This window comes from Acinetobacter sp. P1(2023) (assembly GCF_028367635.1).
In the GTDB taxonomy this organism is placed as follows: Bacteria; Pseudomonadota; Gammaproteobacteria; order Pseudomonadales; family Moraxellaceae; genus Acinetobacter; species Acinetobacter pittii_E.
In genome coordinates this window covers 174805-189131 of the sequence record NZ_JAQNDD010000003.1, presented here as the reverse complement: position 1 = coordinate 189131, position 14327 = coordinate 174805, and the positions used below count along the sequence as shown (strand labels likewise).

The 14327-nt window shown below is 38.2% G+C and carries 13 protein-coding genes; 4 read left to right on the top strand and 9 right to left on the bottom strand.

Annotated elements, in window-relative coordinates:
* Positions 1 to 4 precede the first annotated feature (4 nt).
* Together wecB and POD11_RS05990 are read right to left on the bottom strand one after the other, a co-directional pair.
* Positions 5 to 1147 (bottom strand): non-hydrolyzing UDP-N-acetylglucosamine 2-epimerase, encoded by a 1143-nt coding sequence (gene wecB, locus POD11_RS05995; protein ID WP_239967112.1) that lies wholly within the window; start codon positions 1145 to 1147, stop codon positions 5 to 7.
* A 1-nt stretch (position 1148) separates the two neighbouring features.
* Positions 1149 to 2366 carry a tetratricopeptide repeat protein gene (locus POD11_RS05990; RefSeq protein WP_262456689.1) on the bottom strand — a complete coding sequence of 406 codons (1218 nt, stop codon included), beginning with the start codon at positions 2364 to 2366 and terminating at the stop codon, positions 1149 to 1151.
* A 265-nt stretch (positions 2367 to 2631) separates the two neighbouring features.
* Between POD11_RS05990 and POD11_RS05985 the strand changes: the two genes are divergently transcribed.
* Positions 2632 to 3333, top strand: coding sequence for a VIT1/CCC1 transporter family protein (locus POD11_RS05985; RefSeq protein WP_224991482.1), 702 nt, complete (start codon positions 2632 to 2634; stop codon positions 3331 to 3333).
* Between the two features lie 117 nt (positions 3334 to 3450).
* A complete protein-coding gene (locus POD11_RS05980; RefSeq protein ID WP_262456688.1) occupies positions 3451 to 4497 on the top strand; it encodes an NAD(P)H-dependent flavin oxidoreductase in 1047 nt (348 codons plus the stop codon).
* A gap of 37 nt (positions 4498 to 4534) precedes the next feature.
* Here the strand turns inward: POD11_RS05980 and dusB are convergent, their stop codons facing one another.
* Entirely contained in the window at positions 4535 to 5560 is a 1026-nt protein-coding gene (gene dusB, locus POD11_RS05975) for a tRNA dihydrouridine synthase DusB (RefSeq protein WP_262456687.1), read from the bottom strand.
* A gap of 83 nt (positions 5561 to 5643) precedes the next feature.
* On the opposite strand from dusB, the gene POD11_RS05970 reads away from it, so the two are divergent.
* The gene (locus tag POD11_RS05970) at positions 5644 to 6852 is read left to right on the top strand and encodes a DUF1615 domain-containing protein (RefSeq protein ID WP_239967115.1); all 1209 of its coding nucleotides are present in this window, start codon (positions 5644 to 5646) and stop codon (positions 6850 to 6852) included.
* Positions 6819 to 7475: an HAD-IB family hydrolase gene (locus POD11_RS05965; RefSeq protein WP_239967116.1), complete on the top strand. Its 657-nt coding sequence runs from the start codon at positions 6819 to 6821 to the stop codon at positions 7473 to 7475. Before POD11_RS05970 ends, POD11_RS05965 begins: the two co-directional genes overlap by 34 nt.
* A 26-nt stretch (positions 7476 to 7501) precedes the next feature.
* Here the strand turns inward: POD11_RS05965 and proB are convergent, their stop codons facing one another.
* The 6 genes from proB to rarD form a co-directional block, all read right to left on the bottom strand.
* Entirely contained in the window at positions 7502 to 8635 is a 1134-nt protein-coding gene (gene proB, locus POD11_RS05960; protein WP_016140311.1) for a glutamate 5-kinase, read from the bottom strand.
* Between the two features lie 15 nt (positions 8636 to 8650).
* Positions 8651 to 9871 carry an Obg family GTPase CgtA gene (gene cgtA, locus POD11_RS05955; protein WP_262456686.1) on the bottom strand — a complete coding sequence of 407 codons (1221 nt, stop codon included), beginning with the start codon at positions 9869 to 9871 and terminating at the stop codon, positions 8651 to 8653.
* A 179-nt stretch (positions 9872 to 10050) separates the two neighbouring features.
* Positions 10051 to 10725, bottom strand: a complete 675-nt coding sequence (locus POD11_RS05950) for a hypothetical protein (protein WP_016140309.1) — start codon at positions 10723 to 10725, stop codon at positions 10051 to 10053.
* 11 nt (positions 10726 to 10736) lie between these two features.
* Positions 10737 to 11462, bottom strand: a complete 726-nt coding sequence (locus POD11_RS05945) for a hypothetical protein (RefSeq protein WP_016140308.1) — start codon at positions 11460 to 11462, stop codon at positions 10737 to 10739.
* A gap of 149 nt (positions 11463 to 11611) precedes the next feature.
* Positions 11612 to 13069, bottom strand: coding sequence for a glyceraldehyde-3-phosphate dehydrogenase (locus POD11_RS05940; RefSeq protein WP_224991488.1), 1458 nt, complete (start codon positions 13067 to 13069; stop codon positions 11612 to 11614).
* Between the two features lie 216 nt (positions 13070 to 13285).
* Positions 13286 to 14233, bottom strand: a complete 948-nt coding sequence (gene rarD, locus POD11_RS05935; protein WP_224991489.1) for an EamA family transporter RarD — start codon at positions 14231 to 14233, stop codon at positions 13286 to 13288.
* Between the last annotated feature and the right edge of the window lie 94 nt (positions 14234 to 14327).

The window sequence follows — 14327 nt, the reverse complement described above, 5'->3', positions numbered from 1 at the left end:
ACCATTATGCCAATTCATAAGATTTGGCAATTTGATCGAGAATACGTTGAGCAGCTTGCCCATCACCAAATGGGTTTTCTACATGCGCCATTTTCTTATAGTGCTGTTGATCAGTGAGTAGCTTTTCAGCTTCTTCAATAATTTTTTGTTGGTTTGTACCCACTAAAACACCTGCCCCCACTTCAACAACTTCAGGTCGTTCTGTGGTGTCTCGTAAGATTAAAACTGGCTTATTAAATGATGGACTCTCTTCTTGTAAGCCGCCCGAGTCCGTCAAAATAAAAGTAGATCGGTCTATGACTGCCAATAAACTAGGATAGTCTAATGGTTTAACCAAATGGATCTGCGAATGATCTTTAAACTTATCATGAACCACATCATGTACGGCTGGGTTTAAATGGACTGGCCAAATGAAATGTAAATCAGGATGGTCTTGGGCTAAATGCTCAACCGCATTACAAATATTTTGAATTCCACCACCAAAGTTTTCACGACGATGAGCAGTAATAAGTACAACTTTGTCATCCTGCTTTAATTGAATTCCATAAGGTTCAAGCTGATTCTTCAAATCCGATTTTTCGGAAATTAACTTACGTCCTAAATACACCGCATCAACAACTGTATTACCTGTAACAGTAATGAGTTCTGGCGGAATTTGTTCATTAAGTAGATTTCTTTTTGATTGTTCAGTCGGGGCAAAATGCCATTTGGTAATACGTGAAACTAACTGACGATTTCCCTCTTCAGGAAAGGGATGATCCAAATCATAAGAACGCAAACCAGCTTCAACATGCGCAACAGGAACTTTCATTGAAAACGCGACTAATCCAGCGGCTAACACAGTTGTTGTATCCCCCTGAATAACAATTGCATCTCTTTTTTGTCCGTCAGCGTATACATTCTCGATTTGACTCAAACCATGAATTAATAGCTGGTTTAAACTTTGTCCAGCATTCATAATTTTAAGACGGTGGTCAATTTCAACCCCAAAGAAATCTATCGCATCTCTGACCAATTCATCATGTTGTCCAGTAAAAATTACCTCAACTTGAAAGCGAGGATCTTGTTTTGCCAATAAAATAACAGGAGCAAGTTTGATTAATTCAGGACGGGTTCCAAATACAATAGATATAAAAACTTTCTTCATTTTAAAAATCCTTATAAAAAACGAGTTCTACTCGAGTATTGTTGTAATGATCTTTCGTATTTACTGGCACATCTTTAAAGTAATTGCCATATAATCGTTCTACACGTAATTTTATAGGTTGATAATTAAAAGGCTGCCATGAAATGCCGGGGCCATATTCAAATAAATTATTGTAATATTCATCTTTACTGTCAGCTAAGCCATGCAATTTCATATAAGCCTGTACAGTTCCGTTCTCGCCTTTATAGACATTCAGACCCGTACGTAATCTCAAATCACCAATAACGTTATAATCTTCTCTAGAATAAGTCGCTGCATTGCCATATAAATCAGTGAAGTAATCATTAAAGCAAAGTGACTGATTACAACTATTTTGAGAATACCACTCTTGATAACCTGTCACCCCACCGACAACACTTTCACGAAACTTATCTCTATTTCGATCAATCAGATCGTAGCTTCCCCCCACTTCTAAATACATGCGCACAGGTATAGAAGTCCAAGGTTGATAATTAGCGCCCACACCTAGAGTTACTGCATTTTCATCAATAATTTCAGGTCGTACACCACCTTGAGATTGAGTATCACGGTTTAGATTTAAAAAACCATAAACCTGTGCTCGACCATTATCGAGGTTCTTACCATAGCGAGCTTTAAGTGGGAAAATTACATCGTCATAACGTGACTCATATGAAGGCGCAAAATAAACATCTCGGAAATAAGTTTTGGCTTCCCCTCCACTCAGATTTTTTACAGCCTGTGTCGCTTTGGTGGCAATATCAGCATCTTTTGATTGTGTAAGCTCCTTAAAAACCACTAAAGCCTCTTTATTATTTTTTTGAGAATTGAGCAAATAGGCTTCTTGTAATTTTAAATTATCATCTGCTGGGTCCAATGCTTCTGCTTTTCTCAAACTTTGCAAAGCAGCCTCTTGTTTCCCTAGCTGAATCTGTAAATAAGTTAAGCTTTTCCAGACTTTAATATCTTGCGGTGTCATCTCTCCAAGTTCTAATAATAACTTCTCGGCATTTTCAGGTTGAGTCTTTTCAATTTTATAAAATTGGTCCCACTTATCATAAATCGGATTACCCGGTTTATATTCTTGATTCACAATCTCTTGGGCAAAGGTAGTCTCAACACTTAAGAGGCCTAAAGCTGGACAGATCGAACCTATAACGATAAAGGAACGGGTTAGAGATTTTATTGTTTTGCTATTCATTGAGACCTCTAGTTGAAAGTAGATAGAATGTTTGCGTAGAAATAGAATTAAAATTTAATCAATAAGTATTATAATTAAACTTATAAACTGCACTATTTAAGTCTATAGAAGCCTTCCATAAGTTGTTCATTTTATCTCCTTTTATATTATGTTTTAAAAAGTACTTATCTGTTTGTTTTTCCTATCATGACACATTTTTTAATCGTATTATTGTAAATAATCTTATAGGATAAGATAAAAATTTATAACTAAAAAAGGTAAAGTCATGTCCTTTTCCCAACACTCAGAACATCACTTTATTCACCGCTCAGGTTGGTTAAGGGCAGCCGTTTTAGGTGCAAATGACGGGATCATTTCTGTTACAAGTCTAATCATGGGAATGGCTGCAAGTGGAGCCACTGCTCATACGCTTCTTATTACTTGTATTGCGGGTTTAATTTCTGGTGCAACTTCTATGGCTGCCGGAGAGTATATTTCAGTAAAATCACAAGAAGATATTGAAAAAGCGGACTTAAAGTTTGAAGCACAAGAACTTAAAAAGCATCCGCAACGTGAACTGGATGAACTCACTCAAATTTATGTAGCCAGAGGTTTAGAGCCTGATTTAGCTCGACAAGTTGCTACACAACTTACACATCATGATGCCTTAGGTGCTCACGCACGCGATGAAATTGGTATTCATGAAAATACCGCAGCAAATCCTATCCAAGCCGCATTAGCTTCAGCTGGCTCATTTTCATTTGGGGCGTTGTTTCCCATGCTGGCTATTTTACTCAGTCCAGAAATTTGGATTGAAAAAACAGTTTTAATATTTGGCATTATTTCATTAGCTTTTTTAGGGGCGCTATCCAGTCATTTCGCAGGTACGTCTAAACTTAAAGGAAGTTTACGTATTACTTTGTGGGGAATTTTAGCGATGGCTTTTTCAAGCTGGATCGGGTCTTTATTTCATGTTTCTCCACTTTAAAAAATCAGAACTTTTAAATATTTAAGAAATAAATATTTAAAAACTAAATGCCCAATATTATTTGCGCTTGGTTCGGTTTTCACGCTATGGTGAAGATAAAGAAATGAGGTGAATAAAATGACCCTATTACAACAACTTGAAATTAAACATCCGATTTTTCTTGCTCCTATGGCAGGTGTATCTACGCCTGAACTTGCCGCAGAAGTTTCTAATCAGGGTGGTCTGGGGTCCTTAGGTCTAGGTGCAAATACAGCGCAAAGTGCTCGAGAACAGATTTTAAAAACCCAAACACTTACAGAAAAATCTTTTCAGGTTAATTTTTTCTGCCATCAGCCCGAACAACTTAATCCTCAAACATCAGCACAATGGATTGAATATTTACGTCCACAATTTGAAAAGTTCGGAGAACAGCCTCCTCAAAACTTAAACTGTATATATCCAAGTTTTCTTGATAACGATGATTTTTTAAATGTCATATTAGAAACCAAACCTAAAGCTGTCAGTTTTCATTTTGGTATTCCCCATCCTCATCAAATTCAGGCGTTAAAAGATGCTGGAATTATCATGATGGTATCTGCTACCAATTTAGTTGAAGCACAAGCCATTGAAGCAGCTGGTATTGATATTATTATTGCTCAAGGGATTGAAGCTGGTGGACATCGTGGAATCTTTAATAAAACCTTTGATGCAGCAATTAAAACCAGTGATTTAGTACATCTGATTGTCCAACATTGCAAACGACCTGTGGTAGCCGCTGGCGGTATTATGAATGGAGCACAAGCACGACATATGTTGAGCCTAGGAGCTACTGCTGTTCAACTCGGAACTGCCTTCGTTCAATGCCCATCTTCAAATGCATCTGTCGAATACCGTAAAGCTTTATTTAATGAGACTGTGACGCAAATCAGTGCCAGTCTTTCTGGACGTCCGGCCCGCGGCCTGCTCAACCATTGGCACACACAAATTGATTTACCTAATCGCCCTCTTCAACCCGAATATCCATATACCTATGATTTGGCTAAGCAACTCAATGCAATTGCAAGCAAAAATAAAGACTATGGCTTTGGTGCTTTTTGGGCGGGTAGTAATGTCTCACAAATACGTGAATTAGCTGCTGCTGATCTAGTTAACCAACTAGTCGTAGAAATGTTAGAAGATGAGTAAATTTAAAAAAGCCAGTAAATATATACTGGCTTTTTATTTAATGGGTCTGCAATAAGTTAACCTGCTCAACTTGCACATCACTCATTAAATTACCTTCAGCCAATAACTGATTAAAATAGTTTTCGACCACTAATGCTTGCTCAGCGGTGCTTTCAACTTTATACATATTTTGGCGGAATTCGTTACTTGAACGTAAACCTTTTGTGTACCAAGCAATATGTTTACGGGCAATACGGCATCCAGAGTATTCGCCATAAAATTGATATAACTCAGACAAATGTCCTAAAAGTACATCTTTGACTTCTTCAATATTAGGCGCAGCTAAGTGCTCTCCAGTTTTTAAATAATGCGCAATTTCACGGAAAATCCATGGTCGACCTTGAGCAGCACGACCAATCATGATTGCATCAGCTCCTGTATAGTCGAGCACATATTTCGCCTTTTCAGGACTATCAATATCACCGTTCGCAATAAGTGGAATCTTGATTAATTCTTTCACATGTTTGATCAAATCATAACGTGCTGTATTTAAATACATGTCTTCACGGGTACGACCATGTAAAGCTAGTGCAGCAATTCCCGCTTCTTCTGCCCTTTTTGCGACTCTTAAAATATTTTCTTGACCATTTAAAAAGCCCAAACGGGTTTTTAAAGTCACGGGAACATCAACAGCAGCGACAACTGCATCAAGAATACGCGCCACTAAGTCTTCATCTTGTAGTAATGCTGAACCAGCAAGTTTGTTACATACTTTCTTGGCAGGACATCCCATATTGATATCAACAATTTGTGCACCATTTGCGACTTGATAGCGTGCAGCCTCTGCTAATTGCTCAGGATCAGAACCTGCAATTTGAGCAGAAATCGGAGCGAGTTCGCCATCAAAGTTGGCACGGTAAAGGCTTTTCTTGCTCATCCGCAAAGTTTTATCAGCAGTCATCATTTCACTGACTGCATGACCTGCGCCAAAATACTTGCAGAGTGTTCTGAATGGACGGTCTGTGACTCCGGCCATAGGAGCAACAATTAAATTATTTGACAGTTGATAGGGACCAATATACATATATATTCATACAATTGATGATCAACATAGTATACTTCATCCGCTTAATCGGCTCATCTTTTTATGCAGGTGCCCTCCTCGCCATGAACAAACCGTTGTCTTCCCGTTTTTTATTAAAATCATTCGGTATGGTCGCCGTATGCATGAGTTTAGCTGCTTGTGGTGATAAAGCTTGGTGGTCAAACGATGATGAGCCTGAACTAGAAAGCCAACAGATTAAACGTCTAATTCCATCGCGTGTGCATGATCGTGAGTCATGGGCTAAAGATATTGATGACATTATGAAAGACTTGGATATTCCTAAAACCAAGAAAAATGTTTGTAGTATTGTGGCTGTAGTTGATCAAGAATCTAACTTTGTTGCCAACCCTCAAGTGCCGGGATTAGGTCAAAAGGCGGTTGAGGAAGTTAGTACGCGTTTAAATGAAAAGTTTGAAGATAAGCTGGGCAAAACCATTGGCGGAACAATTGCCGGTTATTTTGAAGAAGTGCTAAGAACTCAGCCCTCTCCTGATAACAACTATATGAGTCAAATGCGTAAGGTTAAAACCGAGAAAGAACTCGATTTACTTTACCGAGAAATCTTCGATTTCATGGCTAAACATTATCATGTGAGCGCATTAACAGGTGCAGCCAAATTGGTTGGTCAAGATATTGGCGAGAAAATGAACCCTATTACCACACTAGGTTCTATGCAAGTTCATATTAACTATGCGAAAGCCAATAAACGTTCAAGCATGAACACCGCTGCACTTCGTGATGACTTATATACTGAATATGGCGGTTTATATTACGGCATACATCGTTTAATGGTTTATCCAGCAAATTATGATAAAGCTATTTATCGATTTGCAGACTATAACTCAGGCATGTATTCTAGCCGTAATGCTGCTTTCCAAAGTATGCTGAAAGCTCTAACGGATACCGAAATTAGTCTGGATGGTGATCTACTTCTTTACACAAAAGATGGCGATCCGCGTGCAGCTCAAAGCCAGTCTGAAAAAGAACTGATTACAGTATTTGCAAAAAATAATATCTTAGTTACACCAAGACAGATACGTGATGATCTTAAATTAGAAAAAGAGAAAAAGTTTGAAAGTACTCAAACTTATATTGCACTAACTAAACTTTATAAATCAAAAACTGGTAAAGAGCCGCTCTATGCAATAATGCCTCAAGTGGTGATTTCTGGGCCTAAATTAAGTCGTGATTATAATACCAATTGGTATGCAACCCGCGTAAACGGACGATATGAAACATGTATGCAACGAGCGAAACGAATAAGACTATAAAAAGTCTCGCCCTGTTCGATTTTGATGGAACCTTGTGTAGTAAAGATAGTTTTACAGGGTTCATCTTTTATGCTTTATCTAAGCGTCACATTGTTAAGCAAGGCTTGAAAATTCTGCCATGGATTCAAGCCTACTATCTTAACTTTTATCCGGCCCATGCTATGCGTGCCAAGTTATTCCGTAGCATGTTTAAAGATACCCCCGCAATTGAATTGCAAAGATTAGGTGAAGAATACGCACAAGAGTTAGTCTCTGCGCTTTCACCAGAAATTTTTACTCAGTTACAACACCATCAATTGCGTGGTGATCAGGTCGTATTAGTTTCAGCTTCAATTGATGTCTATCTTGCTCCACTTTGTAAATTACTAGATATCGAGTTGATTTGTACCGAAACTCAAATTAAAAACGGTAGGATGACGGGTTACTATTCCACTCCAGATTGTAGTAGTGAACAAAAGAAGTTAAGAATACATCAGCAATATACGCTACAACATTACCATCAGATTTATGCGTATGGTAATAGCTCAGAAGACCTAGACATGCTGAGCCTTGCTACACATCCCTATATGGTTGGTGAAGATCGTGTTTTACCTCGTTTAATCCCAGAAAAAAAGCTCGCATAAAGCGAGCTTTTTTATTTGAATAAGACTTAATAAATTGCCATATGATCACGATGAATCATTTCAAGTGAACGAGCTTCACCTAATACTTGATAAACCTTATCTGAGGCTAAGCCTTTAATAATTTCAGCAGAGCGTGAGCTAAAGTTCACTCGACCTACTGCAATACGTTTGCCTTGTTTATCAACACATTCAACCACATCACCACGATCAAAATGCCCTTCAACATTTTTAACCCCAACAGGGAGCAAACTGCGATGCTTTAATTTAATCGCTTCAACGGCACCATCATCAATCACAAGACGCCCTGCTGTTTGTAAATGAGCAGCAAGCCACTGTTGATGAGCTGTCATACGATCTTTATCTGTAGTAAACAAAGTACCTAGCATCTCACCTGCCATCGCACGTGATAAGACATTATCACTTTCACCACTCGCGATGAGCGTTGGACAGCCTGACTTAGCAGCTAAACGTGCAGCACGAACTTTAGTGACCATTCCACCTCGCCCGAGCACACCACCACCACCGGCCATGTCGAATAAATCATCATCCATAGCACGAACGGTAGACAATAATTTAGCTTCAGGATTATGACGCGGATCTGAGTCAAACATACCTTGCTGATCCGTTAAAATGATCAGTAATTCTGCGTGAACCTGACCTGCCACCATCGCAGCTAAAGTATCGTTATCACCAAAACGGATCTCATCAGTAGACACCGTGTCATTTTCATTAATGACTGGAATCACACGCCAATCAATCAAGTTTTGCAAAGCATCACATGAGTTCAGATAACGACGGCGATCTGCTAAATCATCATGAGTCAATAAAACCTGAGCAGTACGAATACCATGGTTTTCAAGCACACTAGACCAAGTATGAATTAAGCCCATCTGCCCAATTGCAGCACAGGCTTGTAGACTGGGTAGGTCGGTGGGTCGACTCGCAAGCTTCATACGAACCATACCTTCTGCTACAGCTCCTGAAGACACTAAAATAATTTCGTGTCCGGCATTGTGCAAATCTGCAATCTGTTTCGCCCAATGCGAAATAGCGTCCAGATCTAAACCTTGCCCATTAGCTGTAAGTAAAGATGATCCGATTTTAACAACGATTCGTTTACACTCACTGAGCTGACGTTGCCCATCGACCACTTCTATCATGTTTCCCTCGGTTTTCTAGTCACGAACGTAGATGACTTCTACATCATTGTCGTCTTCATCATCGTCAAAATCGTCATCATCATCCATCATGCTTTCGAGACGTTGTGCTCGACGCATTGCACGATATGCTTCTTTTGCCGCAATGGTTTGTTCACGTGTTTCAACTTCTAGTTGTTCACGGAAAGCTCTTACTTCTGCTGCGTATTCAGGATCTTCAACTTCACGTTCGCGTTGTTGTTCGATTTGATCCATTAAGTAATACACAACTTCTTTTGTACCTTCGCTTAATAAGCCTGAAGTTTTAAAGACAGGCTCTGTCCACTCTAGTTCATCTAGAATATGCTGGCACCACTCTTCACGACTTTCTTCAGCAATCTGGTCAAGTTTATTAAGTACTAAAACAACCGGTAATTTCGCCAACGTAGGTGAAAACTTAACCAGCTCATTCATAATTGCTTTTGCATTATGCGCTGGATCTGAACCATCAATTGGTTGTACATCAATAATGTGTAAAAGAATACGCGTACGTGCCAAATGCTTAAGGAAGCGAATTCCTAAACCTGCACCTTCTGCTGCACCTTCAATCAATCCAGGAATATCGGCCATTACAAATGAACGATGGCGGTCAGCATCGACTACACCCAAGTTTGGAACCATGGTTGTAAATGGATAATCTGCCACTTTTGGTTTTGCAGCACTTACAGCACGAATGAAAGTAGATTTACCGGCATTTGGCATACCCAATAAACCAACATCTGCCAATACTTTTAATTCAAGGCGAATTTCGCGGAACTCACCTTTTGTACCAGTCGTACATTTACGCGGCGCTCGGTTAGTCGATGATTTAAAGTGAGTATTCCCCAAACCACCTTCGCCACCACCAGCAACCAGAATTCTTTGGCCATCTTCAACCAAATCGCCAATAATATCGCCTGAATCTGTATCAACAATTGTTGTACCAACGGGTACTTTTAAAACCACATCTTCACCACCACGTCCAGTACAGTTAGCACCTGCACCGTTCTTCCCGCGCTCAGCTCGGAATTTACGTGTGTAACGGTAATCGACTAGCGTACTTGTATCGTCATCAGCTTGAATATAGATACTTCCACCACGTCCGCCATCACCACCATCTGGGCCACCAAATGGTACAAATTTTTCACGGCGAAAACTGGCTACGCCATTGCCACCGTCGCCAGCCTCTACGGTAATGACTGCTTCATCAACAAAGCGCATCTGCCAATCCTCTAAAAACTCTAAAACCGCCTATTCTGCCATATTTTCATAAAATTCTCGAATAGAAAATGGAACTATTCCATTTATAACGAGCTGTTTTATCTTTAATCCAGCAGAAGCTTTTAGATTTGCAAATAGGATCTTCATAAAAAATAAAATTTAGTCAATTTATTTAATTATCAAGGATGCACATTACGCAGAGGTAAGGTCATTTGCATATCAAGATTTGCTTTTGTTTTTGGCACAGAATTATACATGATGGCATTAAATGACGAGACATTACCCATTTCCATAGGGTCATTCACGTTTAAGCTCGGTTTAAACTGATGTTTCACCGATAAATTTACAGGCTCATCGAATTCAAAATAAACAGGACCATCAAAAACAATTTTAACGGGAACGGTATAACTACGTTTTAAATTAAAAGGTACATCCAACTTAATAGGAATATCTAATTTAAGTGGAAATTTTGGTAAAAATTTACTTTGATAGACCAAATCCGTAGTGGTTTCCAAAGGCATAACCTGATCAATTTTTAGAGTTGTTGAATAGTCCACACTTACCGTAATTGGTGTTTCTACAGCAAAATTTAAATCTGCTAAATATTTGCCTTTTAAAGGTAAAGTTAATTGGCGGTCTATATCTAATGTTGTATCAAGTTTACCAATAGACTGGACTTGCAAAGTATTGCCAACTTGGATTTTTGTTTCTAGAGAATCAGGTAAACTAATATCGGCATTATGAGCTGAAACGACTAAATTTGCCTGAATGTTGAGATACACCCAAAACATAATAGCCGCAAGAATCATCATTAAAAAGAAACTGATTACCATACTCTTGAGTGAACGAAACATTGGCATCCACCCTATTGATCAGCTGTTTTCTGTGATGTTTCTGAACCTATTACTCGATTTAATCGCATAGTGGACAGAGGAATTTTTAACTCACCATTTGCAATCTTAACAGGTAAAGTATTTTTCACATCAACCGAAGCATTTAATGCTGTTTTGACAGGTACGTTTAAATTACCTTCAATTGGAATATTCGTGTCTAATCTCGCTTTTAAAGGAATATGTAGATTTTCTTTTAATACCGTACGTACTGGCGCATCAAATTTTAAATGAACCTTTTGCTCAAGCGGAACCTTAATATCAATTGGCACATCAAGTTTTAATGGAATTGTGCCTTTTAATGGTAACGTAATATCACGTCCCAAAACTCTCACCTGAACCTTGGTATCGATTGGTAAATTTTGCTCAACTTTTAATGTTTCTTTGACAGGAATAGTGGTGCTAATCGGCACCATATTATCGAAATAAACACGTGGAGTTAATGTTTGTGTTAATGGAATATTCAGTTGCTCATCAATTGGAATACTGGCATTTACCCGACCTTTTACATCCACATTTAAAGCATCTTGTACTTTAACTTTAACTTGTAGAGGCTCTTGTAAATCAATAGCAACAGCTTGATTTTTCAATGGAATATAAATATTAAAATGCTTAAATACCCATATTGCAATCAGAACACCACATAAATTGGCAATAATGATGAATATAAAAACGACCAATAAACGTTTAAACTGCGACAATTCCTATCCCTTACTATTTTCTTTTTTTCCTTAATTTGTATTCTCATTTATTTATAAAGATTAGTCAGCATATATTTTGTACGGTTGTAAAAAAACCCAGTCTAAACTGGGTCTTTTTGTGAAGAACTTTTATAGATCGTTAAATGATCTTAAGCATTCAATTCTGCTGGAATTTTTTTGTAGCTTACGCCGCACATTTGTTCTGCAATACGTAATACCTGACAGCTATAACCAACTTCATTATCGTACCAAACATACGCAGTTAAACGGTTACCAGAAGTAATCGTTGCTTGAGCATCGTATACACCTGCTGTACGAGAACCGATAAAGTCACTCGATACAACTTCAGTCGAGTTGGTATAACCAATTTGACCTTGAAGGCTAGAGTTAATCGAGATTTGACGAATGTATTCGTTCACTTCTTCACGATCAACTTCTTTATCAAGTGTTAAGTTCAAGATTGCAAGAGATACGTTTGGTGTAGGAACACGTACAGAGTTACCAGTTAACTTACCTTTCAATGCAGGTAATGCTTTAGCAACTGCTTTAGCAGCACCAGTTTCTGTAATTACCATGTTCAAAGTAGCAGCACGGCCACGACGATCTGCTTTATGGTAGTTATCGATTAAGTTCTGGTCATTTGTAAATGAGTGAACAGTTTCAACATGACCGTTAAGAACTTTATATTTGTCATCCAACACTTTAAGAATTGGAGTAATTGCATTGGTTGTACAGCTTGCAGCAGAGATGATTTTGTCTTCATCTAAGATATCTGAGTTGTTTACGCCAAATACAACGTTTTTCATTTCGCCTTTACTTGGTGCAGTCAATACAACACGTGCAACGCCTGGGCATTTCAAGTGTTGGCTTAGACCTTCAGCATCACGCCATTTACCAGTATTGTCGATTAAAAGTGCGTTTTCAATACCGTATTCAGTATAGTCAACTTCGCTTGGGCTAGATGCATAAATCACTTTAATGAAGTTACCGTTAGCAATGATTGCTTCGTTTTCTTCATCAACAGAAATTGTACCAGCGAAAGTACCGTGAATAGAGTCACGACGAAGTAAAGAAGCACGTTTTGCCAAGTCACCGTCAGAAGACTTACGTACAACAATTGCTTTAAGGCTTAAACCACGACCTAAACCTGATTGGCTAATGATTAAACGAGCCAAGATACGGCCAATACGACCGAAACCGTAAAGAACTACATCTTTAGGTTGTTCAGAAGTTGCGCTTCCTTGAATTGACTCAACAGCTTGAGCAACAAAAGCATCAACATCACCGCCTTTTTCTTTATATTCAACAGCAAGTTTACCGATATCAACTTCTGCAGAACCAATGTTTTCAACTTTTGCTAAAGCTTCTAAAATTGGGAAAGTATTTACAACAGAAAGCTCAACGTCTACAACACGTGTACGGCGGTGAGTTTTCAAAATTTGGATAACAGAACGGTTAATTAAAGAGCGACCGTAAACAGATACGACAATATTTTTTTCACGGTATAATTGACCGATTAATGCAATCATACGTTCCGCGATTTCTTCACGGTTTTTCCAACGGCCTTGGTGTTCAGCGTGCAGGGCGATGATAGTGTCTTTGCTCACAGATACGTCCTCTAATTAATTATATCTAGGCGTGATTTTTAAAACCCCGTAATTGTAATGGAATTATTGACAAGAATGAATCAAAAGCTGACGTTAGTGACTAGATTTTCCTAAAATTCATCATAAATTCATAAAATACCTATAATTATTTTTTATTATCTTATTGTTTAAATCAGCTAAATTTTTGCTTTTTCTTACTTTTTAGATTCTAACGACCTAATCAAACTCATCATTTTTTAATCTTTTTTGATATTTCTCGATATTGAGCTGCAAATTTTTGGCCTTTTGTTGTTGTTGATAAAGATGAATTGCCCCTTCTAAAACGAGTACGAATACAGCACACCAAATCGGAATATAAGTGAACCATTCTTCTTGGCCAATGCTCTCCCCTAAAACTAAAGAAGCTAAAGCAAGTAATACTGGTTCTAAATATCCTAATAGACCAAATACGACTAAAGGTAAAAAACGGCTTGCTAAAATATAACTTCCTAAGCCAATAGCACTCAAAATTCCAAGTCCTATAATCACCAAACTCAGCGTCGGCTGATCAAAAAACTTACTATATGGCAGTAAACCTGTATGCGTTAAATAAACCGCAACCGGCATGATAATGACCAAATCCCACCAGAAGCCACCTAAGTTGTCTGTTTTAATTTTCTTGCGTAATAAAAAGTAGGCAGAATATCCAACTGCAACCAATGCTGTTTCCCAAGCAATACTTCCTAAACGCCATATTTCATGGCTAACCCCAATGACTGCGAGAACAATCGCCACCCATTGAAATTTTGATATTTTTTCGCCATACAGCACACTTCCAGCTAAGACCAGAACTAGCGGTAATAGGAAATATCCTAAAGATACTTGTAGTCCACGCCCATGCATTGGCCCCCATAAAAAAAGCCAAAGCTGTACTGAGGTTAAAATAGAGGTCGTGATGAGCAGCAATAATAAAGAAGGTTTAGCCAAAATGCGTTGATAGATATTTTTGATATAGGCTAAATCACCACTCCACCACATAAACAAAGTTAAGAATGGTAGTGTTGCAATAATTCGCCATCCAAAAGTTTGTTCGCTATCGAGCTGACTTAATAATTGAGTATAAAAATAAAGTACACCAAAAGTGAATGATGCCATGACAGACAAGATCACGCCCTTAAACATCATCAACCTCTTAGACTTTAGTAAAAATAGCTCACTACAATACTTGATTTATCCACTATAAAAAAGAAAAAACCATGCAAAAACATGGTTTTTTCTT

Bases quoted from the DNA above. Each gene is read 5' to 3' on its own strand.
- wecB (WP_239967112.1), bottom strand. From the start codon at position 1,147: ATGAAGAAAGTTTTTATATCTATTGTATTTGGAACCCGTCCTGAATTA.
- cgtA (WP_262456686.1), bottom strand. From the start codon at position 9,871: ATGCGCTTTGTTGATGAAGCAGTCATTACCGTAGAGGCTGGCGACGGT.
- POD11_RS05990 (WP_262456689.1), bottom strand. From the start codon at position 2,366: ATGAATAGCAAAACAATAAAATCTCTAACCCGTTCCTTTATCGTTATA.
- POD11_RS05965 (WP_239967116.1), top strand. From the start codon at position 6,819: ATGTATGCAACGAGCGAAACGAATAAGACTATAAAAAGTCTCGCCCTG.
- POD11_RS05985 (WP_224991482.1), top strand. From the start codon at position 2,632: ATGTCCTTTTCCCAACACTCAGAACATCACTTTATTCACCGCTCAGGT.
- POD11_RS05980 (WP_262456688.1), top strand. From the start codon at position 3,451: ATGACCCTATTACAACAACTTGAAATTAAACATCCGATTTTTCTTGCT.
- proB (WP_016140311.1), bottom strand. From the start codon at position 8,635: ATGATAGAAGTGGTCGATGGGCAACGTCAGCTCAGTGAGTGTAAACGA.
- rarD (WP_224991489.1), bottom strand. From the start codon at position 14,233: ATGATGTTTAAGGGCGTGATCTTGTCTGTCATGGCATCATTCACTTTT.
- dusB (WP_262456687.1), bottom strand. From the start codon at position 5,560: ATGTATATTGGTCCCTATCAACTGTCAAATAATTTAATTGTTGCTCCT.
- POD11_RS05950 (WP_016140309.1), bottom strand. From the start codon at position 10,725: ATGTTTCGTTCACTCAAGAGTATGGTAATCAGTTTCTTTTTAATGATG.
- POD11_RS05970 (WP_239967115.1), top strand. From the start codon at position 5,644: ATGAACAAACCGTTGTCTTCCCGTTTTTTATTAAAATCATTCGGTATG.